The organism is Gilvimarinus chinensis DSM 19667, from assembly GCF_000377745.1.
Lineage (GTDB): Bacteria > Pseudomonadota > Gammaproteobacteria > Pseudomonadales > Cellvibrionaceae > Gilvimarinus > Gilvimarinus chinensis.
Window position 1 is genome coordinate 351,925 of record NZ_KB898707.1, and the last position, 24,355, is coordinate 376,279.

The window sequence follows — 24,355 nt, forward strand, 5'->3', positions numbered from 1 at the left end:
CGCCGTGCCATATTAAAAGTTGGCGACCTTGGGTGCATCTTCGCTCAGTGTGCCGCGAATAAAGTCCAACAGAATGTAACCGGCCTCGGTTAAAAATGGATCTTTTGCAGGGTCTATATCTTGCGGGCCTGCGTCTCTTGCCTGGGCTTCAGGATCGCCTTCCGCATCTTCTTCGGAGGAAGTTTCGCCGCTGATGTCTTCATACGATTCGTAAAGCTCCAGCCCTTTTGCTTTGCGGCGACTGTTCTCCAGGCTTAACAGTTGATTTTCGAGTTGCTCTTTCTCGCTTAGGCGAGTTTTTTCACTCAGGGAAATGCTGTCTCGGTTAGAGTTGGCGTCCACTAACTCTTGTTCTTGGGCCAGGAATATGAAGTCAGGGTCGCTGGCGATACGCTTTTGATGGCGAGCATCGATATCGGGTAACAGCTTGGCGATATTAAAGTAATGGTCGTGTTTTACCGCGTGAATGTTGTCCCAGGGTAGGGCGTAATCGTAGCTGCTTTCGCCTACGTCCTCTGGGTCGATCAGCTCCGGTAGCTCAATATCGGGCAGTACGCCGCGATGCTGAGTGCTGTCGCCCGAGACACGGTAAAACTTGGATTCAGTAATTTTTAGCTGGCCATGTTGAAGCGGTTGCAGCGATTGAACCGACCCTTTACCAAAAGATTGGCTGCCAACAATGATACCGCGTCCGTAATCCTGAATAGCGCCGGCAAAGATTTCTGATGCCGATGCGCTGAGGCGGTTAATCAGTACTACGATGGGCCCGCGATACACTGCCTTGGAGTGAGAGCGGTAGTTGCGTGAAATTAACTGATTGGTTTGGCGGATTTGTACTACTGGACCCTGATCGATAAACAGATCCGTTAACTGGGTCGCTTCGTGCAGCGAGCCGCCGCCGTTATTGCGTAAGTCCACGATGATGCCGTCCACGTTTTCGGCTGCCAGCTCACCGAGCAATTTAAATACATCACGGGTAGTACTTTTATAGTTGGGGTCGCGATTACGGTAAGCCTCGAAGTCCATATAGAAGGTCGGAATGTCAATAACGCCGATTTTATAGCTTTGCTCAGTTTCATCGCTCAGCTCAAATACGGCTTTGCGTGCGGCCTGCTCTTCCAGTTTGACCTTGTCGCGCTTGATACTGACGATATGCGTGGTGCTGCCCGCAGCGGCCTTAGCAGGTAAAACTTCGAGTCGTACGGTGCTGTCTTTTTTGCCGCGAATTAAGTCCACCACCTCGTCCAGGCGCCAGCCGACCACATCGACAATCTCGCCGTCTTTGTCCTGACCCACACCGACAATTCGGTCAGCAGGTTTAAGTTGGCCTTGCTTGTCAGCGGGGCCAGCTGGAATAAGGCGTACGACTTTGGTGTACTCGTCTTCGCTTTGCAGCATGGCGCCAATACCTTCAAGGGACAGCGACATGTTGATGTTGAAGTTCTCAAGGGTGCGCGGCGACAGATAGTTGGTGTGTGGGTCGTAGAGCATGGTAAAGGCGTTGATGACCGCGCTAAAGGCGTCGTCACCGGTTTGCTGGCTCATGCGGCGGGCTTGATTCTTATAGCGTTTGCCCAGGACTTCACGCGCTTCATCCACGGTTTTGCCTGCGAGCTTAAGATTAAGAACATCCGCTTTTACGCGCTTGCGCCAAAGCTCTTTCGCGACGGTATCGTCTGCGGGCCAGCTGGCTTTGTCGCGATCCACTAGCAATGATTCTTCGGTGGCAAAATCAAATTGGTACTCTTTATCTTCCAGCAGTGCCAATGCGCTTTCAGTTCTTTCGATAAACCGAGTGCGATAGCGCTCATAGATGTCGAATGAAAACTGCAGTTCACCTTTTTGAAAGTCATCGTCAAACTGTTTGGCGTGCTTTTTAAACTCGTCAATATCTTTCTGGACGAAATAGCTTTTGCCCGGATCGAGCGTTTTCAGATAATTGTCGAGAAATTTCTCAGACAGCTCGTCATTAATGTCCTGATCGCGGTAATGGTGTTTATGCAGAGACTGGACAATCTCGGCGGTGGTTTCTTTCTGTTCTTTGGTAATCTGCAGCGGCTCGGGGGTGAGCGCCAGGCTAAGGGCCGATGACAGGGAAAAAACCAACACGCACGCCGCTTGGGCAGCGCGAAAAGCTAGGGAAATTCTATCTGGCATAAGAAACTCAAGGCTCCGCATTACTACTTAGATCGGACAGGCTGGCTAGGCCGCGTACGGTTATAGGACAGCAACATAGCATTATTTGTTCTGCTATCCCAGTAAACTCAGCCCTCTGGGGGCTTCTGGGTCATTATGGCGAGCACTTTGAGGTGCTGTTCATCCCTTGCGGCAGGCAATTTACCTACGCTGCCAGTGAGCTGGCGGGTGAGCTGCAGATGCTTTACAAATCGGCGGCAATGACGACACATGGCCAGGTGTAGCCGGATTTGCCAGCGCAGGCTTTTATCTGCTGAGCCATCCAGATACTCGCTGGCACGGTGCGCCAGGTCGCGACACTTCAACATTGGCCGGTCTCCTGGTAGCGATTAATGACCTGCATTAAGGTTAACCGTGCTCTGTGGATGAGCACTCGGGCGTTACTGTGGCTGATGTCCAGTAGTGTGCAAACCTGTTCAAAAGGTTCGCTCTCTAAATCCCTAAGCACAAAAACAGCCTTTTGAGTGGGTGGCAGCAAGCTCAATGTTTTATTGATACAGCGGTGCAGCTGGTCTTGCTCTAACAGCGCGTCGGGCGTGTCGAGGTGCCAGCGGGGCGGGGCGCTGGCCCAATGCCCATTGGCTTTAAAGTCGTTTTCGTCAAGTTGGCCGTTGGGGTCAGATTCAGGCAAAGAAATGTGGCGGGATTCCTTTTTAACCCTGCTCAGGGCCTCGTTACTGACTATTCGCAAAAGCCATGTTTTAAGGCTTGATCGCTGCTCGAACTTGGGAAGGGCGCGGTGGGCCGATATCCACGCTTCTTGCACAACATCTTCAGCATGTGTAGGCCCAACGATGCCACCTGCCACCGCGAGCATGGTGCTGTAATGGGTTTCGATGAGGGTCAGGTAGGCTTTTTCGTTGCCAGTGATAGCAGCCGAAATGAGTTCGGCCTCGGGTAAATTGTTGCAAGGTGATGCAACCAAAGGTGCGCCCTTTTTTGCTGATACGGTCGGCAGGCCTGAATTGATGGCCTGCGCAGGGTTGTTGGCGCTGCAATATAGCATCATTAAAAGTTTTCTGTTGCCTTGTGGCTGAGGTAATGACCTGAACTATTTGGTTAGAGACGGAAGGTCTGCTTTTGTTACAGAAGCGGGTGGTGTAACTGTCTTCGTTTTACTATACTGGCCCGCTTTTAGCGGCGCGGTGCGCCGAAATGCACGCAAGTGGCCTTTGGTAGGGGTCACCACTGAGGAAGGATGTTGAAATGCCTATTATTACCCTCCCCGATGGTTCCAAACGCGAATTTTCCCAGCCTGTCACCTTGATGCAGGTAGCCGAAGATATTGGCCCCGGCCTGGCCAAAGCCACGGTATGTGGCCGTATTGATGGTCAGTTGGTTGATGCCTGCGAAGTCATTGATCACGATGCCTCAATCTCTTTGATTACCGGCCGTGATGAAGAAGGGGTGGAGGTTATCCGCCATTCGTTTGCGCATTTGGTAGGGCATGCGATTAAGCAGCTGTTTCCCGAAGCGAAAATGGCCATCGGCCCCGTTATTGATGATGGCTTTTATTACGACATTGATTACGAACGCCCGCTGACACCAGAAGATCTGGAGGCTGTCGAGAAGCGCATTCAAGAGCTGATAAAGAAAGACTACGACGTCGTAAAGAAAATGACGCCGATACAGCAGGCGCGCGAAGTGTTTGCTGGGCGCGGTGAGGATTATAAGGTCGAGCTGGTTGATGGACTGATTGCCGAGGGAGAGCAAGCGGTTGGCCTGTATCACCACGAAGAATATATCGATATGTGCCGCGGCCCCCATGTGCCAAACACGCGGGTGATGCGCCATTTCAAGCTCATGCGTGTTTCCGGTGCCTACTGGCGCGGCGATGCGAGCAACAAGCAGTTGCAGCGTATTTACGGCACAGCGTGGAACGACAAAAAGGAATTAAAAGCCTATCTGCGTCGTTTGGAAGAGGCTGAGAAGCGCGATCATCGTAAGCTGGCCAAAAAGTTCGACTTATTCCACATGCAGGAAGAAGCGCCGGGTATGGTGTTCTGGCACCCCAAGGGCTGGTCTGTTTACACCTCCATTGAAGAATACATGCGCAAAGTGCAGCGCGATAACGGCTATCAAGAGATTAAAACCCCGCAGGTGGTGGACTTAAGTCTGTGGCAAAAATCCGGTCACGCGGATAAATTCGGCGACGACATGTTTATGTTGAAGTCCGAAGATCGCGAGTTTGCCGTTAAACCCATGAACTGCCCCTGCCACGTGCAAGTATTTAACCAGGGTTTGCGCAGCTACCGTGACTTGCCCCTGCGTTTGGCGGAGTTTGGCAGCTGTCACCGCAACGAAGCCTCGGGCTCACTGCACGGTATTATGAGGGTGCGCGGCTTTACCCAGGACGATGCCCATATTTTCTGTGCTGAAGATGCTATTCAGGATGAGGTGTCAGCCTTTACCGATTTGCTGTATCAGGTTTACGCCGACTTTGGTTTTAATGAAGTCATTATCCGCCTATCTACTCGCCCAGAGCAGCGCGTGGGCGACGATGCGGTTTGGGATAAGGCTGAAAAAGCACTCGCGGATGCGCTGGATGCAAAAGGTCTGGAGTACAAACTGCTGCCCGGAGAGGGTGCCTTTTACGGCCCCAAAATTGAGTTTTCTCTGAAAGACTGCCTCGGGCGGGTGTGGCAGTGCGGCACCATTCAGGTTGATTTCTCCATGCCTGGACGTTTGGATGCGCAGTATGTAGCCGAAGACGGTTCTCGTCAGGTACCGGTCATGTTGCACCGCGCTATCCTCGGTTCGTTTGAGCGTTTTATCGGTATTTTGATCGAAAACTATGAGGGCTCGTTCCCCACCTGGCTCGCGCCTGTGCAGGTGGTGATCGCCAATATCACCGATAATCAGGCCGAATATGTGCAAAAAGTAGAAAAAACCCTAGCAGATAGCGGGTTTAGGGCCGTTTCGGACTTGAGAAACGAGAAGATCGGCTTTAAAATCCGCGAGCACACAATTCAGCGGGTTCCGTATTTACTTGTCGCAGGCGACAAAGAAGTGGAATCCGGCCAGGTGGCCGTGCGTACGCGCGAGGGCAAAGACCTGGGAGTAATGAGTCTGGAGGCCTTTACCGACCTGTTGGCAACGGATGTTGCTAACCGCAGTCGGGTTTTGGCGTCTGACTCGCAAGATTAATTGAGCAGGAGACAGATACTATCAAAAGAGATAACGCTAAAGGCAAATCCAAGAAAGCCCGTATTAATGACCAAATCGAAGCCAGTGAAGTACGACTGATTGGCGCAGATGGCGAACAAGTGGGGGTTGTACCCCTGGACGAGGCCTTGAAAGTTGCCCAGGATGCCGATTTGGACCTGGTAGAAATAGCGCCTGATAGTACACCGGTTGTTTGTAAAGTCATGGACTATGGCAAACACCTGTTCGAGATCAAGAAAACCAAAGCCGCTGCGAAGAAAAAGCAAAAGCAGCAGCAAATTAAAGAAATGAAGTTTCGTCCAGGGACGGAAGAAGGGGATTATAAGGTCAAGCTACGCAACCTTATACGTTTCCTTGAAAACGGGGACAAGGCCAAGGTATCACTGCGCTACCGCGGCCGCGAAATGGCTCACCAGGAGCTGGGAATGGAAATGATGCAGCGCATCGAGACCGACCTGGAAGAACTGGCAACAGTGGAGCAACGGCCCAAAATGGAAGGCCGCCAACTGATTATGGTCATGGCCCCGAAAAAGAGAAAGTAGCCGGGCTTTTAGCTGCCTAGGTTACTTATATATCAATCATTGCAAATGCGGAGTTTTTCTCATGGCAACAAAAGCTAAAGTACACTCTGGCGCCGCCAAGCGCTTTAAAAAGACGGCCTCTGGTTATAAGCACAAGCACGCTAACAAGAGCCACATCCTCACCAAAATGACCACCAAGCGTAAGCGTCAGCTGCGCGGCACCGAGCAGCTTAACGCCGCCGACAAGCCGTTAGTAGATCGCATGCTGCGCGCCAAGTAATTGGTTCATTTGAGAATTTAAGAGGAGTTTATTATGGCCCGTGTAAAACGTGGTGTAGAGGCGCGTCGTCGTCACAAGAAAGTTTTAAAAGCTGCAAAAGGTTATTACGGCGCTCGTTCGCGCGTATTTCGTGTTGCTAAGCAAGCCGTTATTAAGGCTGGCCAGTACGCGTACCGCGACCGTCGTGTCAACAAGCGCAACTTCCGCGCTCTGTGGATTACCCGTATTAACGCTCAGTCTCGTGCTGAAGGCATGACTTACAGCCAGCTGATTGCTGGTTTGAAGAAAGCCAACATTGCGCTGGATCGTCGCGTATTGGCCGATTTGGCTGTACACGATAAAGCGGCCTTTGCTGCCGTTGTTGCTCAGGCAAAATCAGCTCTGGCTGCTTAATCGCCGCAATGACGCAGACGGGCTCGCTGCCCGTGCAAGTACGCGATAAAGGGGAGGGCTGTTGCAGGCCTCCCCTTTTTTATTTGTTGCCAGCGCATGCTGGGTTTAAAACGTTAACGCAATAAAACAATTGGATACTGCGATGGAAAATCTCGCCGCGCTGACCGAAGAGGCGCTCAAGCTGGTAGACAGTGCCGATGATCTGGCCGCACTGGATAAAGTTCGGGTGGAGTACCTGGGTAAAAAGGGCCAGATTAGCGCCCAGGCTAAAATGCTGGGTAAGTTGTCGGCCGAAGAGCGTCCTGCCGCAGGAGCCAAAATCAATCAGGCCAAGCAGCAGGTTCAGGCGCGTATTGAAGAAGTGAAGAATCGCCTGGAGCGCGCTGCCATTGAGGCCAAATTGGCCGAGCAGACCATCGACGTTACTTTGCCCGGGCGGGCGCGTGAGACGGGTGGCTTGCACCCGGTTACCCGCACGCTTGACCGCATCGCGGAAATTTTTGCCCAAGTGGGCTACGAAGTGGCCGAAGGCCCAGAAATTGAGGATGATCAGCACAACTTTGAAGCGCTGAATATTCCGGCCCATCACCCAGCCCGCGCTATGCACGACACCTTTTATGTGGAAGATAAGCACTTCCAGACCTCGGGCGGCAGCTATGTATTGCGCACCCACACTTCGCCTGTGCAGGTGCGAGTGATGGAGTCTTCCGAGCCGCCCATTCGCATTGTCTGCCCGGGTCGGGTTTACCGCTGTGATTCGGATTTAACCCACACGCCCATGTTCCACCAAATTGAAGGCTTGGTGGTGGACAAAAACATCAGCTTTGCTGATCTCAAAGGCACAGTGGACCAATTTCTTAAAGCCTTTTTTGAAACGGATGCGCCGGTGCGTTTTCGTCCTTCCTACTTTCCATTTACCGAGCCTTCGGCGGAAGTGGATATCGGCTGTACTCAGTGCCACGGCAAAGGGTGTCGGGTGTGTAAAAACACGGGTTGGATTGAAATTATGGGTTGCGGCATGGTGCACCCCAATGTGTTTAAGGCCTCGGGCATCGATCCAGAGGTTTATACAGGCTTCGCGTTTGGTATTGGTGTAGAGCGCATGGCCATGCTCCGCTACGGGGTAAACGACTTGCGGTTGTTCTTTGAAAACGATGTGAAGTTTTTGCAGCAATTTTAAGCCGACCCACACACAAAAGAGCCAGACAGGCAAAGAGAATTTGAATTATGAAAGTTAGCGAATCCTGGTTGCGCGAGTGGATTAACCCAGAGGTTGATACTCAAACCGTAGTTGACCAACTCACCATGGCCGGTATTGAAGTAGATGCGACCGAGCCTGTAGCGGGCGAGTTCAGCGGCGTGTACGTGGGGCAAATTGTCCGTATTGAGCAGCACCCAGACGCCGATAAACTGCGCGTTTGTCAGGTGGCGGGCCATCCCGAAGGCGGTGAAGTGCAAGTGGTTTGCGGCGCGCCCAATGCCCGCGCTGGACTCAAAATACCCTTTGCCACCGTTGGCGCCAAGCTGCCGGGCGATTTCAAAATCAAAAAAGCCAAGCTGCGCGGTGTCGAGTCTTTTGGCATGCTGTGCGCGCAAACCGAGTTGCAGGCAGGTGATGACGACGATGGCTTGTGGGAGCTGGCCGAAGATGCGCCTGTAGGCACAGAGCTGCGCGACTATTTAAATTTGAATGACACCGTGATTGAGGTGGATATCACCCCAAACCGCGGTGATTGCTTGAGTGTGCGGGGGTTGGCGAGAGAGCTTGGTGTTATTAACCGCCACCCTGTGAGGGCAGTATCCGCCGAGCCGGTAGCCGCATCCATAAAGGATGAGCTGCCGGTAACTCTGAGCGCTGGTGATGCGTGCTCGCGTTACTTGGGACGGGTTATTCGCGGTGTCGATGTCAGTGCACCCAGCCCGCTGTGGCTGCAAGAAAAGCTTCGTCGCAGCGGTGTGCGCTCCATTGACGCTGTAGTAGATGTTACTAATTATGTGCTGTTGGAGTTAGGGCAGCCCATGCACGCGTTTGATCTGGAAAAAATTGACGGCGGCATTAAGGTGCGCGAGGCGCAGCAAGGTGAAAAGCTGGTGTTGCTCGATGAGCAGGAGGTGGAGTTAAGCGCAGGCACGCTACTGATTGCGGATGACGCCAAGCCTCTGGCTATGGCCGGTATTATGGGCGGTCTGGCGAGCTCGGTAACCTCGGCCACTAAAGATATCTTTTTAGAGAGCGCCTTTTTTAATCCGCTAGCCATTGCCGGGCGCGCCCGTGGCTATGGCTTGCACACAGATTCCTCTCACCGTTTTGAGCGCGGTGTGGATTATCAGTTAGCGCGTGAAGCCATAGAGCGAGCGACGGCGCTGTTGTTGGACATTGTCGGCGGTCAGGCCGGGCCTGTGACTGAAGCTGTGAATGAGCATCTTCCCCAGATCGCAAAAGTTGAATTGCGCCGCGAGCGTATTGCGAGCGGTTTGGACATTGAGCTTGCCGACAGCGATGTGGAAGATATGCTTACCCGCCTTGGCTTTGCGGTAACGCCGACCGATTCTGGCTGGTTGACGACAGCGCCGAGCTGGCGTTTTGATGTCAGCATTGAAGCGGACTTGTTGGAAGAGTTGGCCCGTATTTACGGCTATAACCGCCTGCCCACCAAAGTGCCGGATCAGAGCATGGCGATTAAGCCTTATACGGAGTCTCGGGTTAAGTTGTCGAGCTTGCGCCGCCATTTGATCGCGCGCGATTTCCAAGAGGTTGTGACCTACAGCTTTATCGATCCTAAGCTTGCGGCGCAATTTGAGCCGGAGGTTGATCCCGTTGCCCTGCAGAATCCGATCAGTGCGGATATGGCGGTGATGCGCACCAGTTTGATGCCGGGTTTGGTCAGTGTGCTGCGCTACAACCTGAACCGTCAGCAACAGCGCTTGCGTCTGTTTGAATCGGGGCAAAAATTTGTGCCGGGTCCATCTGGCGTGGCGCAAACGCCTACTTTGGCCGGTCTGATCTACGGCCCATTGGCCGGTGAAAACTGGGCCGACGATAGCCGAAAAGTCGATTTTTACGATTTAAAGGGTGACGTAGAGTCGCTGTTAGGTGTCACCGGTCAGGCCTCTGAGCTGCAATTCCAAGCGGGGTCTCATCCTGCGCTCCACCCAGGCCAAACGGCCACCGTGAGCTTGGCGGGTAAAACGATTGGTGTTGTTGGTGCGATTCATCCCGTGTTGCAGGGTGAGCTTGATCTGCCAGACGGCGTATTCGTGTTCGAGCTGGAGTTGGATGCATTACTCGATGCGCGTATTCCGGCCTTTACCCCCTTGTCTAAATTTCCGGCTGTACGTCGGGATTTAGCGTTACTTGTAGATAAGGATTTACCGGCTGAAAGTTTGCTGGCTAGCATCAAAAATAATGCTGGCGAGCATCTCACAGACTTAAAGGTGTTTGACCTTTATATGGGCAAAGGCATTGATCCACATAGAAAAAGTCTTGCCTTGGGCTTGACCTTTCAGCATCCTTCCCGCACTCTTAACGATGATGAAATTAACGGGTTCATTAAAAGTGTTGTCGATGATGTAACCCAAAATTTCGGTGCAACACTGAGATAGGCGGGAACCTATGCCCAACGGTGCGCTGACCAAAGCGGATTTAGCAGAAAAGCTGTACGAAGAGCTCGGCCTCAATAAGCGTGAGGCCAAAGAGCTTGTCGAGCTGTTTTTCGAAGAAATCAGACACTCTTTGGAATGTAACGAGCAAGTGAAGTTGTCCGGTTTCGGTAATTTCGACTTGCGCGATAAAAGCCAGCGCCCTGGCCGCAACCCAAAGACTGGGGAAGAAATTCCCATCAGCGCACGCCGAGTAGTTACTTTCAGACCGGGACAAAAACTGAAGGCCCGAGTAGAGACTTATGCTGGAACCAAGCCATAACGACGAATTGCCGGTTATACCCGGCAAGCGCTACTTCACGATTGGTGAAGTCAGTGAGCTGTGCGCCGTCAAACCCCATGTGCTTCGTTACTGGGAGCAGGAGTTTCCTCAGCTTAAGCCCGTTAAGCGTCGCGGCAATCGTCGCTACTATCAGCGTCAGGATGTATTAACCATCCGCCAAATCCGATCATTGCTCTACGACCAAGGTTTCACTATTGGCGGTGCTCGCCAGCAAATGAGCGGTGAAACCGCCCAGCAGGACGCCACCCACTTTAATCAGCTGGTCAGTCAGATGATTGCCGAGCTTGAAACACTGCTCGACGTGTTGAAGAAATAAGCAAGCCTAAGCCTCTGATTACAAAGGTATGGTGCGCTAAAAAGCGTGTTGCAATCTGAGTAAATTCCGGTATTATGCCCACCTCGTTTGACGCACAGTTCGTTAAACGCCCTAAAGTCGGAACGTAGCGCAGCCTGGTAGCGCACCACACTGGGGGTGTGGTGGTCGTGGGTTCGAATCCCGCCGTTCCGACCATCTTAAAGCCAGTAGCCACGGGGGCTGCAGCCGAATTGCCGGGCTACTGAGCTTAATCAAGTTTTCCTATTTTTTCCGAATTTTTTCCGAATGATTTGCAGCTCACGGGCGGAAATCTGAATGCTGGATTAATACGTTCTCGCTGGAAACCGGGTCGAACATGATTTTTGTGGCCAGCGAAACACAGTTGGCTATTTCGGACAGAAGGCTGGTTCTCGTGGGATCGCTGAGTATCGCTTGCTCAAAGCAACTTGGCTCAAGATGCGCCTGTTTCAGGGCAGAATGCAGAGAGGACTCATGGCGATGTAGGTCCGACAACATTAGCGCCAATGCCTGATTGGTATGGTCGTCATAACGGTAACAGAGCATCTTATTCTCCAGCTTCGGCTAGCTTCTTAAGTTTCGGGGAAAGGTCGGTTTCCCAGTCTATGTTTTCCAGATTAACGCTATCTAGCGATAGGTCTGCGTTTACCAGTTTGGCCGTGCGTTTCTCGTGGCCGTCGTAGTAGTGCGTTTTCATGCGCTCGCTGGCGTGTCCGGCCAAGGCCATGATGTATTCGTCGCTGTATCCGGCCTTGGTGTACAGCCAGATGCCCAGGGCGCGCAGTGAGTGTATGCCGGGGCGCTGTGACTTGGGCAGGTGGTCGTATATGCCCAGCTCGTCGCGCACGTCCGAGTATGCCCGGGTAAGGTAGTCGGGCTTCACGTAGAACGGGTGCGGCTTACTTTCCCGCATGGTCTTAGTTATCCGGCCGGGGTTATGGCGAAGCAGGTAAGGGCAGTCTATGCCGCTCCAGATGCAATCGAGCACCGCTTGGCGGAAGTCGTCACCCATTTTGATTTTGATGAATACCGGCTTGTCATAGTTGCGGCTTTTCTGCTGCAGTATCTCTATGGTGTGCTCTTTCATATCGATGTTGTTGGTGGTTATGTCGCAAAGGTCAGAGCGGCGCTGTAGAGAGTACAGGGCGATTTTAATGGCGCGCTTTAACCAGTCAGGCGAGGCGTCGTAAATACGCTTGTGGCCTTCCCAGGTGTGGCGTGCACGCTTTCGGCGCTGCTGTCGTGGGCGCTCAATAACAACCATAGGGCGCAGCGTGGTAAAGCCCTCGCTTTCTGCCCAGGTAAATATCTGGTCCAGCAACACGCGATGCTGGCGCGCGCTCTCAGGGCTGAGCTGACGCAGAAACATGGCGATGGTGTGGGTGTCGATTTGCCCGACGCGGGTATGCGGCCACTCTCTGCGGTACCGGCGAATTTTCATCAGGCGCTCTTTAAGTGATCGCTCGCTGTAGTTGCTGCCTGTTAGCTTGGCTTGCTCAAATTGATCCAGCACCTCGATAAGCGGCGGATTGCGGCTAACCGGGCGTGATGCTTTGGCCATGGCCTTATCGACCACGGTGCCTGATTTAAGCAGCTTACGGTTGAGCGCGTGCGCGGCCTCCAGGCTTACACGCTCGTTGCCGTGCTCCAGAGGCAGGCGTTTGCCCTTGGGTATTGGGGTGCCGTCGGGTAGCTGGGCATCCTCGGGGCACTGCCAGTAGTAATAGGTGGTGCCACCGCGAACGATCTTTTTGATATTACTGCCTTCCAGGTGGGTGTTCTTTTTGTCTCGGTTACGGGGTGCCATTAGTGGTTCAGTAGCTCCCGCATAATATCGATGCAAGCGGATCGGGCGTAGTCAACACCTTCCTTGTGGCTATTGTGCGGATCATCGGGGGATGGCTCGCGGTCCGAAACCACTCTTTTCATCATTGCAGCGGCATCTATGATTTTTTTGCGCAGCTCAATAAGCTCGTCTGCCGGGTCTTTAATTCTTCCGTCTAAAGAGATTGCGCCAAATGGAAGGCTGGTCAATAAAGATAAATGAGCGACATGGAAGGTTTTCCCATAATCGCCTAGATCATGCCCTATACAAAAGTCTCGACCTTCAACTACAGCATGAATTCCGTCGTCGTCATTCGTATAAGTTAATTTAGCCTTGTATTTTTTCTGGAGGGTGGCGACTTCTGCCATAAAGCAGGCTGCGTTTAAATTTTTAATGTATAGCGTGTCCATATTGAATCCTTATTTAATGCACTGTCTATGAGGACAATCTTAGCCAGCTGTCTTTATGCACGCGAACCAGCGGATAGCCGCAGAATGTTTCGTTTTTAATCTCTTGCCGGTCGCCGGGCTCAATCGTTTGAAGCGCCTGCCATTGCTTGTGTCCTACATACAGGACGGCTCCGGGCTGGCGTGCACCGTTAATCTCATTGTATTTTATGAGCCCAATGATTGAGTTGATTTCTTTCACGGCGTCGCTGTAGTCGGGATTGCTCGCCGCCATATACATGGGTGATTCCATTAATACAACCCCTCGCTGTCCTTAATCTCGTGGTACTCAATAATACTAACCAGTTTTTTAAGTGGTGCTTTGCGTTTTGCCCCAAAATCACTAGCCATGGCTTTAGCGAAACTCTGGATTGTCTCGGGAGATTTTTCTGTAAGCTCGGCAAACTCAAACCAAAACTGTGCAAAATCTTCTGGTGTCGCTTCCGCCAGCGTCTTAGCCAGCGCTTTAGGGGTAACGTGGTTCTCTACTTGGGTGGTTAATTTCATCCCGCCTTCCTCATATTGCCAATAATGTTATCCGCCAGCTGCTCCCCAGCAGAAGGCTCTTGAGAAGGGGCGAAAATAGGCCCCTCATAATCCCAGGCGGGCGACAAATCTTGATGCACCCACACAAAGTATCTTCCGCCTTCGTCTCTGCCTCCTGGCAGCTTTCCTGATTTAATTCGGTTATTTACCGTTTCAGCTGTCAGGTCTGCATCCCATCGCTTGGCGTAGTTCGTGGACGATAAGCGTTTGGGCCAGTAGTCTTGCTCTTTCATGGTTAAGGGCCTTTATAGCCAAAAGCTGAGCCGCGCATTCCGTCCATTTCCGACCGAAGTACATCAAAATCGAACAAGGGGCGTTTGTAAGTCGACTCCGGCCGCGGCTTGGGTTTGGTGTCTCGGTAGCTGTCCAGAATGTCGCGGGCAGTCTCCATTGTTTTCACATGAGCCATAGCCTGCTCTACGGACTGCTGCAGGTGACGAATTTTCTGCTCAAGAACCATCGCGAAAAGGTTGTATTCGTGAGCCGACTCAATGCGACCCTCGTGCATTTTGAGTTCGTCAACCTCTTTCTGAGTCTCTTCTGCGTCACTAATGCCGCTGTTAATGCCGCGCTGTAGCTTATCTTTTATCCGCTCAATTAAATCGCCCGGCTCGTCCTTAGAAATTTCTTGCGCGAAGATTGTCATTAGAAAATCCTCGGCTTCGGACAGAGCGCTTTTGACTTGTTCGGTTTCGCCAGTCTCGTCATAACGTGCACGGCTTTCAGGGTCCGATAGCACTTCATAAGCAAGCGCGACCTGGTGGAATTTCTCAGGGTCGCCGCCCTCGCGGTCTGGGTGGTGCTTTTGCGCGAGCTTTCGATAAGCCTTTTTAATCGCTTCGCTGGTGGCGTCTTTGGCAACGCCTAACGCATCGTATAAATTCACGGCCGTTCCTCCAGGGTTTTACAATCAACGCACAGCACAAAGCCGTGATCACGGCGCTCCTTTGGCATATCGTCGCCGCACTCAATGCAGTGAGCCGGGCCTTTACCGGTCGGCACCTGGGAGCGAATTAGGTTGATGGCGTTGTCGCGCAGCGCCTCGTAATTTGCTGTTTCGCCTTCCAGCATTCGTTCTTCGCTCATGCAATCACCTTTCTGTACTTATAACCGGAATTTGGAATGTGAATGTCCGCTTGGGCTAGGCGACGCGTGACGGCCTTCTTTTTCAAGAGCCCCATCATGGAGCGGCGGTTTGTGCTTAAAGCAAGCTCGGTGTATTCCTTGCCTTCCTCCATTAAGCTCAAAATTCGCTTTTCGTTATCGGTGAATTTCATTGGTCGCCTCCAAGATCGCGTTTTCTAAATCTGATTGAGTACCAGGGCACAGCCCAATACCAATCGTCAGGAATACTCGATTGTGTGTTAAGCCGGTCGTTGACGGTTTTGAAGCCCCACATTAGCCACAGAAACCCGATGCGCTTTTGCTTCACTTCTGTTCCGTATTGCTCCAGCTCTTCGGCCGTTAAGTGCTGCGGAAAGCTTGGAGTAGGGTGTCCACTGTTCCAGGTAATGCCGTGGCCTACGTTTCTAAATCCAATCCAGTACCAGCTAGTGATAAACCACGCGAGCGGTTTACTGAGCTTTGCGATGGTGTCGTGCAGCTTTTTAACTGTCGGCTCTGCGAAGTCTCCGGGCAGTTCATAATCGGGCGTTTCTGCCCAGTCCATCCAGCTCGGCAAGTGGCGTATGCGTTTGTTCGGTGTTTCCGGGTTACGCGACAACCCCGACTTAGAAAGCGCGAGCATCGCGGGCACTGTTAGAATTGATGCGACCCACAAAACTGGGGAAATCCAGCCCAGTAGCATGAGCGGCAAACCCAATAAGGGTAGAGCAATCCAAACACTCCAAAGAGTTTCGGCGACCAATAGAAATTTAATTTTTGTTGTCCACATAAATGTTCTCCTGTGGTGACAGATAAATATTGAAATCGCTCACGGGCTCGCCTTGGTTCGGGTTAAGCCAAACGGCGCCGCTTTGATTGCAATGCTGGCACCACTGGCGTTCCAAGTTGTAGCCTCGGCAAGCGGGGCATGTGGCTAGCTTTTCGCCATAGGGGTAAATCAGTTGTGGTTCTAGCTTGTCAGGCATGACAACAGACCAATCTGAACCCGGACTTTCGGTGGATAGCATGGCTAGGGGTAAGAGTTTCTTTTTCATTGATTGCCCCGCAATTCATTCTGCGCTTGCTCCCACGCTGTCTGAACTTCATTGAATGAGTCAGAGTTGCCGCCGTGGTCTGTGTGAGCTGCTTTTCGAGCAATTTGATAAGCGCGCTTTGCTTCGGCTTTGTCATTGCCGTAGTAGTCCAAAACGTCACGCCAAGAGCGCGCCACAACATGGTCGGGAGAGGGCAGTCCGTCGAACCCTGAAAACGCAGCCTCAAACATTTGCGAGCCGTGGCGTTCAATCGTGCGCAGCGCTTCAATTGTTGCCGCAATTGCCGCTATGTTGTCCTCGATGCGCAGATACATATCGCATGGAATACAACGATCTTTGCCGTCCAAATTGAAGTAAACGGCGACGCCTGGGTCTTCCGGTTTGCGTTGTCCGGAGCGCGGTAACCCATCGAGCCGCAATGCCAGGTTAGTGCTGACAATCACCTCGTCCGGATCGCAGCGGTAGGTGCGGCCGGGTTTAGTGAATCGATCCAGCTCACCCAGCAGACGGCCAATTGCTTGTGACAGCGTTATGCTGTTGCGCCCCCAGCCTTGGTTGTTCTTTTTGCCAAAGCGTCCGTGCACACGTTTATGTTCTGGTGTGCGCGGGAACCAATGCGGCCAGCTTAGCGGTGATTTAGTTGGTTCTGACATTACTCCCCACCTCCTGAGCGCTGGCTATATGCAGCTTCTTTGCATGACTTGGCAATTATTTCTCTGCATCTACGGCATCTGAATATGTTGTATTCGCGCCCGCCATTTCGATCATGGTCTTCGGTGTAGACGACCTGCTTGCCGTCAGCTCTGCATCGAGTTTTTGAATCGTTACCGGTTCTTACCGTTATTTTCTCTCCGCAATTGCAGCTTGTATTTATTATCATCGCTACCGCTCCCCCTCTGGTGGTTGGGCGTCCAACTCTCTCAACTCTTCGGCCAGCTCCATTAAGCTGTTGTAATGGTCTTCGCCATTTCCGGGGTAAACGCGAGCGCCCGTATCTCCCTCGGTTGTGCCGTGTTCGAGATCGTATGACTCCGCTTTTTCTTCGATATATTTTGCAGCTCTAATCAATCCGCTCTCACTCTCCCCCACCGGTTGCGGGGCGGCGGTGAGCGTATCAACGCGAAGCCATAAATCATCAGGGTTAAACTCTGGGCAATCGTCAATATCGTCACGGCTCCAGAAATAGCCGCCACCGCCCATGCCGTCATCGCCTCGGTCAAACTCATAGGTTTCGTGCTGAACGATACCGGCAATTGTGATTAGGTATTTACCGCCTATTACGGGCCAGTTTTCGCAGCCGGTTTCCCATCCGTCCAGCACCGCAGCCGCTGGGGTGGTTGCAAAAGAATAAACGTGACGCCATTGGTTATTGTTCAGAGACCCGAACAGTCCATTTTTGATAACTTTGGAAATAAAATTCGAGCAAGCAATCTCATTTTCGGGCGTCCAGCCCTGAGGCTTGTCAGAGCAGCTTGCTGACTCCACCTCCCCGCCAGCCGCTGGGGTGGGGTGGGTGTGATTCACAAGCGCGGCATTAAGGCCGATCTTAATTTCATTGAAGTCACTTTCTGAAATTGGCCCATCTGTTAGCGCATCATGGAACGCCATAACCATGTCGTTTGTTACTTCGAATGCCTCCACCTCCCCGCCAGCGCGGGTAAACTCAGGCTCGTGCATTACATTGGGATCTGCAGTGCGGGCGGCTTGCCATGAGATAACCGCATCAGCTATGCGGTCTATCGCATCCTCGATAATGTCCAGTGGGTGTGTAACCTCCGCAATCGCGGTCATTAAATATTCTCTATCAGTCATTGGTTGGCTCCTTCGCCAGCGGATAGGACGCTTTTGATATTGCGAATTGCAATTCGCAGAGACCGTTCGGGGCATGTACTTTCAACTACGTTTTTAATTTCCGCTTCATCGACACTTTCGCACAGGTTAAATGCCGCATACTCCAAATTGTGAATTTCTGTAGAGATCTGACTCACCCGCTCCCGCTCTTTCTCAAGCTCGGTGCGCAGTTGGTCGCGTTCGGCCGTTACCTTTTCTAGCGGACTTAAATTTTTTGGCTTTCCAAGCATTTCGTTAACCTGGTTTGCTACCGCTCGTTCTCGCTCTAACATTTGTTCGTACTCTAAATCGCTCACTCTTCCCCCTTGCCCTGTTGGGGCTTAAAAAACAATTACGCCAATCGCTATGCCAACAATTAGAATTGCTGCCACTGGAATCAGGAACCTTAAAAAATCTTTGTCATTCATGGCTTTTACTCGAAAGAAATGAATCAATGGCGTCCATAACGGCTTTTTGGCATCGGTCATCAAGCATCAGGTACTTTCCGTATGCGATATAAAACTGGCCAAGCTCGATGTTTTTCATACCCTCTCTCCTGTTGTTTGGCGTGTGGTGGCCGGACTCGAACCGGCGTCCTTCATCGGCCTAGACCTGCTGAGACTCGCACAGCCGCTCTACCATCTGAGCTACACCACACTGAAAAGGACTCTTGTGTCTCGGCGTTCGACCTGTCACGTTTCGCTTCGGCCATCACAAACCTACTGAGGTAGGTTTCGGCATACTCTTGCTAATCCGCCAGCTGCCTTAAGTCACACATGGATAAACCAAGAGCCCTTTCCAGTGCCGCCTCTATTCGAGGCGGAGTGGGTTAGCCGCGACTATCAAAGCCGCGTATGTTTTCAATCGGCAGCCATCGGTCGTTATGCAAAACCATGCAGCCCTGAATTGGCCCGTAGTCGGAATCATCAAAAGATTTCCCTTTGGCGCTACACTTGTAAGAACCAAAGCCGTAATTAAGAGCAAACACAACTAGAAGAATTATGAATACAGCCAAGAATTGAGCTGTTAAGTCTTTCATTGCCATATCTCCCACAATGAGCCCATAGGGGCGGTTAGTTACTAAAATGGAATCGATTCAACGCGCTTGTAATCGACTTCTACGCGCTGCGCCGTTCCGATATGTGCCAACACATGAAATTGCTTGCCTGGGTTTGCTTTAGCCAGGCGCTTGGCTTCAATCTCTGCCGATTTCTCCGTGTCGTGCCGGAAGTTTGGCGGCCAGCCGTCAGGGGTCCACACAAGATAAAACTCTGGGTTTTGCATATCCCTCACCTCAATGATTCGGTGTGTTAATCGCGTCAATCGAAACCAGGGCAAACGATTCCGCAATAGTTAAAGTTGCAGTCCTGGCCGTTTCTCTGTCCTGTAGCGATTCGATAACGTGGTCAGGAACCTCGCTAAACCCTTCGACCGATTCTTTAACGGCGGTGACGCACCGGCCGCGCTCTTCGGTTGTGGCTTTTAGCCAAGCCGCTTTTACTATTCGGCGTGCAAAGGCTCGGTCGTCTTCGCCTTCGTGTCGTTTGGCTATGCTGTCGCCGCTTTTTCGCCAGTAGTCGCAAAATTCCATTCCTATCTCCAGTTGGTGTGTGTTGGCCCGCTCTTACGCTGCCGGTTCAAACAACTCTTGGTTAACCGCTCCGCCCAGGCCTCGACAAAGAGCCTCTAAGGCTGACTCGACTTGGTTTGCGGACAGGACTATATTTCCGAGCATCAGGGCTTTTAAGTTGTCCTCTACCTGGTCTGCCACCTCGTTTATTTTTTCGTCGTCAAATCTGAGGCTCTTGATCGCAAGCGATTCATTGACGGTGAAGGTCAGGGCGTCGTGCTTTAGGCGAAGCGCGGTTACCAGCAAGCCGTTGTCGATGTGCGTGCTAACTTGTTCCGCCAAATCATCGTCATTTCTGCAGGTATGAGTAGCGTCTGTTTTGGGTGATTGCAGCTTGCAGTAGTTACCAAGTTCGAAAGAGGTAGGCAGGCCATCTTTAAGCCACTGAGTTGCCGATGAGGAAAATGGCATTTGGGTTGAAACAGGAACTGCTTTCAGGCTGCCCAAAGCATCGCGGAGCAAGCTGCAAACTTCTTCACTTCGAGCGGCGCTGGACTCATCCACAATTAGCAGGTGCTTAGTTTTATCGAGCACGGCCATGCTCAGGCGGCGTTTAGTGAACGCCTGCGGCAATAGGCTGAAGGTAATCTCATCTTTTATGTTTTCGCGCTCTTTACGACCTACAGGGCGATTTTCCTGGGTGCGAATGTCTTCTACCTTTTCGGCGACGTATTGACGAATTACCGATGGAGGTAAAATCTTTTCCTCGGTTGCCACACAGAACACAACAAAGCGGTCTATCTCCGTGGCGAGCTGATCCAACTCGTTCGGAATGAAAAAGCCGGCACGGCATGTGTCCATTTTCCCGCATGGCTCAAAAGCTTTTTCCTGCAGTATCTCGCTGGTGATAGCTGGCAGGCTCGATAGCGTGTAAATGTTGGCGTTCTTGAACATATGCTTACCTTGGAATTAGGCCCCTAAAAAGGGCGGTTTAAATCACTATTAAAGACTCTGGTGCCTCGCCCGTTCAGGCCCATAACGGGGTTGTCAGTTTTCCAGAGCCTTTAAAAGTGCCCCCTGTTTCCAAGGGGCTGCGCGCCTTTGCTTTTAGGTCGAACTAACTGCTACGCGCTTCCCGACCTTACTTACCCGACAGGGGTAATCTCTTATTGGCCGACTGCTGGGTCTAAAGCTGTCGCCATTTCGATCTTTTTAATTGCCCAGTAGATTTCCATGCAGGCGTTAACGTCGGCGATGGCCGTGTGGGCGTTTTCCAGCTCTTTATCGGTGAAGTAGCGATAAGCCTCTTCGAGTTTCGGCATCTTGTAGCCGTAGCGGCCTTTGGGTTCCATTTTCATAATGGGTTTTGATAGCAGGCCGGTGCACTCGTAGGGCGCGTCTTTGAAGTCGTCAGCAATGCGGTCACCGAAGTAGCGTTTTAATGCGATACGCAAGATTCGGCGGTCAAAAGTGGTGTTGTGCGCGATATGCAGGCCGTTGCCGCACAGGTCCATAAGCATTTCCACTGCTAATTTCTCAGGGATTCCAACGTCGCCGGCATACTCTTCGGTGATGCCGTGAGTCTCCAGTGCTTCGGGTGAAGAAACCCAGCCCTCGGGCTTAACAATTACGTCGATGGTTTGAATAACCTTTTGCGCATCGAGGTCTACTTGGTGCGCAGCCAGTTGCACAATGTGAGGTTGAGCCTCTGATTCACTTGGCTCTTTCCATACCGGCAGGCCGGTGGTTTCTGTATCGAAAATAATGGCTTTGTTCATGTTGGTTCCCCTAGTGTTTGGCTGTCTTGGCCAGTGATTGAGAGTTATGCCGCGACGCGGATTTGCATCTGCTTAATCCAATGCTCAGCCGTGTTGATGCTGACGCTGTAGTGCTCAGCGATTAAGTGAATGATTTCGTCGTCGCTGGGGCGGTAGGGCGCCGCTGGTTTTTGTGTGGTGCCCATAAGCTCGTTCACATCGCGCGGAACGCTCGCCGCCTGATCTTGGTTGTCGTCGCGCATATCGGGCGCAGGCTGGCGAACAACGGCGCTTTGCTCTGCGCACTCAAGAGCTATACGGTTGGCTTCGTCTCGCTCGGCTTGGGCTTTCTCTGCCGCTTCTTTCTCTGCTCGCTGGCGTTCCTCTTCGCGGATACGCTGGCGCTCAGCTTCCGCTTTGCGCTCTTCCTCGGCCTTGTGGTCTGCAATGCGCTGCTTGGCGATTGCGGCCAGGGCCTCGGAATCTTTCAGGCAAAGCTCTTGTTTGTCGGCAAACAGGAAGTCATAGCCTTCTGCCAGATCGGCAAGCAGGTTTAAGTTGGCTTCGATGGTGTTGGCAAAGCGGTTGGCTTCTACCTTCGCCCGCATTACTTCGTCGTTCGCCGCGCCGCGTAGCGTGTCGATAGTGCGCTTACCTTTCATGGCACCGGCAACATCGCACGCAATTTCAGGCAGCCGGCAGGGCGATAGCTTGGCGTTAACTTCATTCACATAGCTGGCCCAGGCGTTGCGGGCGGTAGTTGCTATTTCAGTGCGAATCTCTTTTTTGCGGCTCTCTACCTGACGATTTAGGTTTAACCGCTTCTGGCGGGTTGCTTCTTTCAGTTCGTCGATAGTGCGCATTAGCTGGTCAATATCGGCGGTTTGCGACAGTGCCTGCTCTTTGGTTAACTCCAGCTTTTTCTCTACGCCTTCGCACCACTTGACGGTCGTGGCAGCATCGGCAAAGTCCTGATCGGTGTTCAGATCCGTGCTTATTGCATCCAGCACGGCCAAAGCGTGCTCTTTGTATGTGGGCAGGTTGGTGGTCTTCACGCCGCCAGTAATTTCTACGATAAGCGCGGGCAGGTTTTCCGGTGTTTTTCCTTCGAGTTGTACCGTAGCTTCTACCGGCTGGTAGTTTTCTAAATCCTGAATAAAGATTTTCCAGCCTTCAATTAGCTGCTCGCGGCGCTCAGGGCGGGATTTATAAACCAGTCGCGCAGCGCCTTCCTCGGTGCCATCGGTGACCTCGAACACACAAGAGTCATTGCCGTTTACTAAAAGCTGATGTTCAAGTTGCCAATAATGCTTGCCCTCTAGCTCACCGCCAGAAGATACAAGAGCGTGCAGCGCCTGGTTATGCTGCTTGCACTCCCAGTGGTTATCCTCAAACATGGTCAGTCCGTCGTAGGACGCCAGCAGTTTTAAGCCTGCCACCTCTTCGGTAGCAGTGACTGGGTACAGCTCTTCACCAATCGCTTTTTCGGCAAATGGGCGTGCTAGGGCTTCAACTTCATGGCCTTTAGCGAAAACGAATTTTTCTACCCACTCGTCATGCACCTGCTCGTCGCCGGTCGCTTTAAGGCGCAGCAGCTCGTCACGAGAAACATTGGGTGAGGCACCCATGATGATAGGGGCCTCAGAGGCTACGCAGAATTCGCCGCGTATTTTTTTCCACTCGGGGCTGCCTTGAACTAAATTTTCTAAAGTTTTCACTGTTGCGCCTCCTGGGCCAAAGCGGCCGCGTCAAGTTCGATGTTTTTCAGTTTTTCAAATTGCTTGTCGGTCATTTGAGCCTTAGACGACACCTTGTTTTTGATAAACGCAGCGTTAGCCTTGCCTTCCATAATCGCGCTCTTCCAGGTGCTAAGGTTCGCCTTGAACTCTTCATCGCTGTAAATGGGCAATTCTTCTGGCTCGGTTGCTCGACCTTCACTTTTGGGGGTTATGTCCCGAGGCTCGGACGAATCAAAGTTGTTGATTTCGTCGGGCGTGTAAACGCCAAGAATCACATCTGGTGTATGTAGGCGAGACCATTTTTTTATGCCCAGGTAAGCCAGCTGTAAACGTGGATCGTCAGCCCATAGAGTGCTGTTGCGTGTCCGCGCTTGTGCAAGCAAAACCTCAAGCACGCGCGGTTCATCTTCACCTCTAAGGGTTCCAGTGATTCGAACGCCCAAGCCTTCCTCGTCTGCCAGTTTCCAGCCAGGAATACGGTATTCGCCGTTCGAGCCATTTTTAATTTCAAACTTTCCGGTAACTTTCGACCAATCACCAAACCACTCGTAATTGAGTCGGCCTTTAATGGGGGCGTTTGATGTGATAACGGCGTTGACAAGTTGAGCCTCGTAACCCAAAACACCTTTAACTGTGTGTGTCTTTTGGGCAACGGCGTAAGGGTTCATCTTCCATTGCATTGACTGCATAATTACGGCGAGGCAGTCAGACGCATTGCCCTGTAGATGTTCTGGGATAGTGGCAACACCTCCGGCCATGATTTCAGCTAAGCGCATCATTTTGTCCATAGCGTCGGGATCTAGCACCAACGATGTAGTACTGGTCTTATGCTCTGGATAGCGGTTTAAATCGTCAGCTGCTGATTCGCTGACAATGTCGCGGCTAGGCGAATCATTTTTAGCTTGCATATTCATGCGGCAATGTCCTCTCGTGAAATTGGTTTAGATCGGGCCATAAGAGCAATAGCTTTGCTTTCTGCCTCTTCAATGGTTTGGCCCCATCCTGTGAACAATTCGGTACGGCCGAATACTTTCAGCGGAACGGTATATTTCGCTTTGGCGGTGGCCACGGTGGGGCGCTTACGGTTTAGGTAGTCGTCAATGCGGCACTCAATCGGTTGCGCGTAGCTTTCAATCTCTGCAGCGCTCAACGGAACCTTTGGGGCTGTTACATCAAGGTTAAGATCAACTAGATCGAAGTCAGCACTTAAGGCGCAAAGGCGGCTTGCTGCACGAAAAACCAAATCGTCTATAGGGGTTCGGTTGCTGTTATAGCGCCATTCGTTCATGGCTTCGCGCAGATTCCTTTCACGTAAAACTTCTTCTTTAATGTCGTCACGGTCGGCGGCCTTGCTGCCAACAAAAGTGCGCACGCCTTCGTAAAGCAAGGCAATCGCCATCTGCTCAACTAGAGCCGCGGCGCCGATTAATCGATTTTGATACTCACGCTCCAGGCGCTCTTGCTCGTCCAGGTGACGATTAAGCAGGTAGGTGTTCTCGTCCATTGTTGCTTCCCCGTAGTGGCAAAAACAGCAGGGCGGTGCCTGCTGTGTTGTTGACTATGGGAGCAAAGATACCCAATTGGTAGATTTATGTAAATACCCAAATGGTAGTTATTTGGTATTTTTTTGGTATAGTTAGGATTCACCGGC

At 51.9% G+C, this 24,355-nt stretch carries 34 protein-coding genes and 2 tRNA genes; 9 read left to right on the forward strand and 27 right to left on the reverse strand.

From position 1 onward, the window contains the following. Positions 1–12 precede the first annotated feature (12 nt). From D568_RS0107505 to D568_RS0107515, 3 genes are all read right to left on the reverse strand, one after another. Positions 13–2,157, reverse strand: coding sequence for a carboxy terminal-processing peptidase (locus D568_RS0107505; protein ID WP_026286906.1), 2,145 nt, complete (start codon positions 2,155–2,157; stop codon positions 13–15). A gap of 107 nt (positions 2,158–2,264) precedes the next feature. Next, positions 2,265–2,504 carry a zf-HC2 domain-containing protein gene (locus D568_RS19630; RefSeq protein ID WP_020208975.1) on the reverse strand — a complete coding sequence of 80 codons (240 nt, stop codon included), beginning with the start codon at positions 2,502–2,504 and terminating at the stop codon, positions 2,265–2,267. Then, positions 2,498–3,205, reverse strand: coding sequence for an RNA polymerase sigma factor (locus tag D568_RS0107515; protein ID WP_020208976.1), 708 nt, complete (start codon positions 3,203–3,205; stop codon positions 2,498–2,500). The genes D568_RS19630 and D568_RS0107515 overlap by 7 nt, the downstream gene beginning before the upstream one ends. Positions 3,206–3,402: 197 nt before the next feature. Between D568_RS0107515 and thrS the strand changes: the two genes are divergently transcribed. From thrS to D568_RS0107560, 9 genes are all read left to right on the forward strand, one after another. After that, positions 3,403–5,343 carry a threonine--tRNA ligase gene (gene thrS, locus D568_RS0107520; protein WP_020208977.1) on the forward strand — a complete coding sequence of 647 codons (1,941 nt, stop codon included), beginning with the start codon at positions 3,403–3,405 and terminating at the stop codon, positions 5,341–5,343. A 20-nt stretch (positions 5,344–5,363) separates the two neighbouring features. Beyond that, positions 5,364–5,903, forward strand: a complete 540-nt coding sequence (gene infC / locus D568_RS0107525; RefSeq protein ID WP_083915329.1) for a translation initiation factor IF-3 — start codon at positions 5,364–5,366, stop codon at positions 5,901–5,903. A gap of 61 nt (positions 5,904–5,964) precedes the next feature. Next, entirely contained in the window at positions 5,965–6,162 is a 198-nt protein-coding gene (gene rpmI, locus D568_RS0107530) for a 50S ribosomal protein L35 (RefSeq protein WP_020208979.1), read from the forward strand. A gap of 33 nt (positions 6,163–6,195) precedes the next feature. Then, on the forward strand, positions 6,196–6,555 hold the full coding sequence (gene rplT / locus D568_RS0107535) for a 50S ribosomal protein L20 (RefSeq protein WP_020208980.1): 360 nt from the start codon (positions 6,196–6,198) through the stop codon (positions 6,553–6,555). 142 nt (positions 6,556–6,697) lie between these two features. Then, positions 6,698–7,735 carry a phenylalanine--tRNA ligase subunit alpha gene (gene pheS / locus D568_RS0107540; protein ID WP_020208981.1) on the forward strand — a complete coding sequence of 346 codons (1,038 nt, stop codon included), beginning with the start codon at positions 6,698–6,700 and terminating at the stop codon, positions 7,733–7,735. A gap of 47 nt (positions 7,736–7,782) precedes the next feature. Continuing rightward, a complete protein-coding gene (gene pheT, locus D568_RS0107545) occupies positions 7,783–10,158 on the forward strand; it encodes a phenylalanine--tRNA ligase subunit beta (protein ID WP_020208982.1) in 2,376 nt (791 codons plus the stop codon). 10 nt (positions 10,159–10,168) lie between these two features. Continuing rightward, positions 10,169–10,477 carry an integration host factor subunit alpha gene (ihfA, locus tag D568_RS0107550; protein ID WP_020208983.1) on the forward strand — a complete coding sequence of 103 codons (309 nt, stop codon included), beginning with the start codon at positions 10,169–10,171 and terminating at the stop codon, positions 10,475–10,477. Next, on the forward strand, positions 10,458–10,814 hold the full coding sequence (locus D568_RS0107555) for a MerR family transcriptional regulator (protein ID WP_020208984.1): 357 nt from the start codon (positions 10,458–10,460) through the stop codon (positions 10,812–10,814). The genes ihfA and D568_RS0107555 overlap by 20 nt, the downstream gene beginning before the upstream one ends. Before the next feature lie 118 nt (positions 10,815–10,932). Continuing rightward, positions 10,933–11,009: transfer RNA gene (locus D568_RS0107560), tRNA-Pro, on the forward strand. 102 nt (positions 11,010–11,111) lie between these two features. On the opposite strand, the gene D568_RS0107565 is transcribed toward D568_RS0107560, so the two are convergent. The 24 genes from D568_RS0107565 to D568_RS0107680 form a co-directional block, all read right to left on the reverse strand. Then, entirely contained in the window at positions 11,112–11,378 is a 267-nt protein-coding gene (locus D568_RS0107565; RefSeq protein ID WP_020208985.1) for a hypothetical protein, read from the reverse strand. Position 11,379: 1 nt separating this feature from the next. Next, the gene (locus D568_RS19635; RefSeq protein WP_020208986.1) at positions 11,380–12,639 is read right to left on the reverse strand and encodes a tyrosine-type recombinase/integrase; all 1,260 of its coding nucleotides are present in this window, start codon (positions 12,637–12,639) and stop codon (positions 11,380–11,382) included. Next, a complete protein-coding gene (locus tag D568_RS0107575) occupies positions 12,639–13,067 on the reverse strand; it encodes a hypothetical protein (protein WP_020208987.1) in 429 nt (142 codons plus the stop codon). Before D568_RS0107575 ends, D568_RS19635 begins: the two co-directional genes overlap by 1 nt. 25 nt (positions 13,068–13,092) lie before the next feature. Continuing rightward, a complete protein-coding gene (locus tag D568_RS0107580; protein WP_020208988.1) occupies positions 13,093–13,356 on the reverse strand; it encodes a hypothetical protein in 264 nt (87 codons plus the stop codon). Continuing rightward, positions 13,356–13,610 (reverse strand): hypothetical protein, encoded by a 255-nt coding sequence (locus D568_RS0107585; RefSeq protein ID WP_020208989.1) that lies wholly within the window; start codon positions 13,608–13,610, stop codon positions 13,356–13,358. The genes D568_RS0107580 and D568_RS0107585 overlap by 1 nt, the downstream gene beginning before the upstream one ends. Continuing rightward, a complete protein-coding gene (locus D568_RS0107590; RefSeq protein ID WP_020208990.1) occupies positions 13,607–13,882 on the reverse strand; it encodes a hypothetical protein in 276 nt (91 codons plus the stop codon). Before D568_RS0107590 ends, D568_RS0107585 begins: the two co-directional genes overlap by 4 nt. 2 nt (positions 13,883–13,884) lie before the next feature. After that, entirely contained in the window at positions 13,885–14,535 is a 651-nt protein-coding gene (locus tag D568_RS21075) for a J domain-containing protein (RefSeq protein ID WP_020208991.1), read from the reverse strand. Beyond that, positions 14,532–14,735 (reverse strand): TraR/DksA C4-type zinc finger protein, encoded by a 204-nt coding sequence (locus D568_RS0107600; RefSeq protein ID WP_020208992.1) that lies wholly within the window; start codon positions 14,733–14,735, stop codon positions 14,532–14,534. Before D568_RS0107600 ends, D568_RS21075 begins: the two co-directional genes overlap by 4 nt. Next, positions 14,732–14,926, reverse strand: a complete 195-nt coding sequence (locus D568_RS0107605) for a hypothetical protein (protein ID WP_020208993.1) — start codon at positions 14,924–14,926, stop codon at positions 14,732–14,734. The genes D568_RS0107600 and D568_RS0107605 overlap by 4 nt, the downstream gene beginning before the upstream one ends. Then, positions 14,923–15,543, reverse strand: a complete 621-nt coding sequence (locus D568_RS0107610) for a DUF7338 family protein (protein WP_020208994.1) — start codon at positions 15,541–15,543, stop codon at positions 14,923–14,925. The genes D568_RS0107605 and D568_RS0107610 overlap by 4 nt, the downstream gene beginning before the upstream one ends. Next, positions 15,524–15,808, reverse strand: coding sequence for a hypothetical protein (locus tag D568_RS19645; RefSeq protein WP_020208995.1), 285 nt, complete (start codon positions 15,806–15,808; stop codon positions 15,524–15,526). The genes D568_RS0107610 and D568_RS19645 overlap by 20 nt, the downstream gene beginning before the upstream one ends. Then, positions 15,805–16,461 (reverse strand): hypothetical protein, encoded by a 657-nt coding sequence (locus D568_RS0107620; protein WP_020208996.1) that lies wholly within the window; start codon positions 16,459–16,461, stop codon positions 15,805–15,807. The genes D568_RS19645 and D568_RS0107620 overlap by 4 nt, the downstream gene beginning before the upstream one ends. Before the next feature lie 229 nt (positions 16,462–16,690). After that, positions 16,691–17,620: a hypothetical protein gene (locus tag D568_RS0107625; RefSeq protein ID WP_020208997.1), complete on the reverse strand. Its 930-nt coding sequence runs from the start codon at positions 17,618–17,620 to the stop codon at positions 16,691–16,693. Beyond that, a complete protein-coding gene (locus tag D568_RS0107630) occupies positions 17,617–17,955 on the reverse strand; it encodes a hypothetical protein (protein ID WP_020208998.1) in 339 nt (112 codons plus the stop codon). Before D568_RS0107630 ends, D568_RS0107625 begins: the two co-directional genes overlap by 4 nt. Positions 17,956–18,058: 103 nt before the next feature. Further along, positions 18,059–18,184 (reverse strand): hypothetical protein, encoded by a 126-nt coding sequence (locus D568_RS22150; protein ID WP_020208999.1) that lies wholly within the window; start codon positions 18,182–18,184, stop codon positions 18,059–18,061. Positions 18,185–18,202: 18 nt separating this feature from the next. Further along, positions 18,203–18,296, reverse strand: a tRNA-OTHER gene (locus tag D568_RS0107640). Positions 18,297–18,467: 171 nt separating this feature from the next. Beyond that, positions 18,468–18,677 carry a hypothetical protein gene (locus D568_RS0107645; RefSeq protein WP_020209000.1) on the reverse strand — a complete coding sequence of 70 codons (210 nt, stop codon included), beginning with the start codon at positions 18,675–18,677 and terminating at the stop codon, positions 18,468–18,470. A gap of 41 nt (positions 18,678–18,718) precedes the next feature. Then, complete coding sequence (locus tag D568_RS19650) at positions 18,719–18,922, reverse strand: hypothetical protein (RefSeq protein ID WP_020209001.1); 204 nt, start codon at positions 18,920–18,922, stop codon at positions 18,719–18,721. A gap of 10 nt (positions 18,923–18,932) precedes the next feature. Continuing rightward, a complete protein-coding gene (locus tag D568_RS0107655; protein WP_020209002.1) occupies positions 18,933–19,229 on the reverse strand; it encodes a hypothetical protein in 297 nt (98 codons plus the stop codon). Positions 19,230–19,262: 33 nt separating this feature from the next. Further along, a complete protein-coding gene (locus D568_RS19655; protein WP_020209003.1) occupies positions 19,263–20,162 on the reverse strand; it encodes a recombination-associated protein RdgC in 900 nt (299 codons plus the stop codon). A gap of 212 nt (positions 20,163–20,374) precedes the next feature. Further along, on the reverse strand, positions 20,375–20,986 hold the full coding sequence (locus D568_RS0107665) for a 3'-5' exonuclease (protein ID WP_020209004.1): 612 nt from the start codon (positions 20,984–20,986) through the stop codon (positions 20,375–20,377). Between the two features lie 44 nt (positions 20,987–21,030). After that, the gene (locus D568_RS19660; RefSeq protein WP_020209005.1) at positions 21,031–22,683 is read right to left on the reverse strand and encodes a YqaJ viral recombinase family protein; all 1,653 of its coding nucleotides are present in this window, start codon (positions 22,681–22,683) and stop codon (positions 21,031–21,033) included. Then, positions 22,680–23,618, reverse strand: a complete 939-nt coding sequence (locus D568_RS0107675) for a RecT family recombinase (protein ID WP_020209006.1) — start codon at positions 23,616–23,618, stop codon at positions 22,680–22,682. The genes D568_RS19660 and D568_RS0107675 overlap by 4 nt, the downstream gene beginning before the upstream one ends. After that, positions 23,615–24,208, reverse strand: a complete 594-nt coding sequence (locus tag D568_RS0107680; RefSeq protein ID WP_020209007.1) for a hypothetical protein — start codon at positions 24,206–24,208, stop codon at positions 23,615–23,617. Before D568_RS0107680 ends, D568_RS0107675 begins: the two co-directional genes overlap by 4 nt. Between the last annotated feature and the right edge of the window lie 147 nt (positions 24,209–24,355).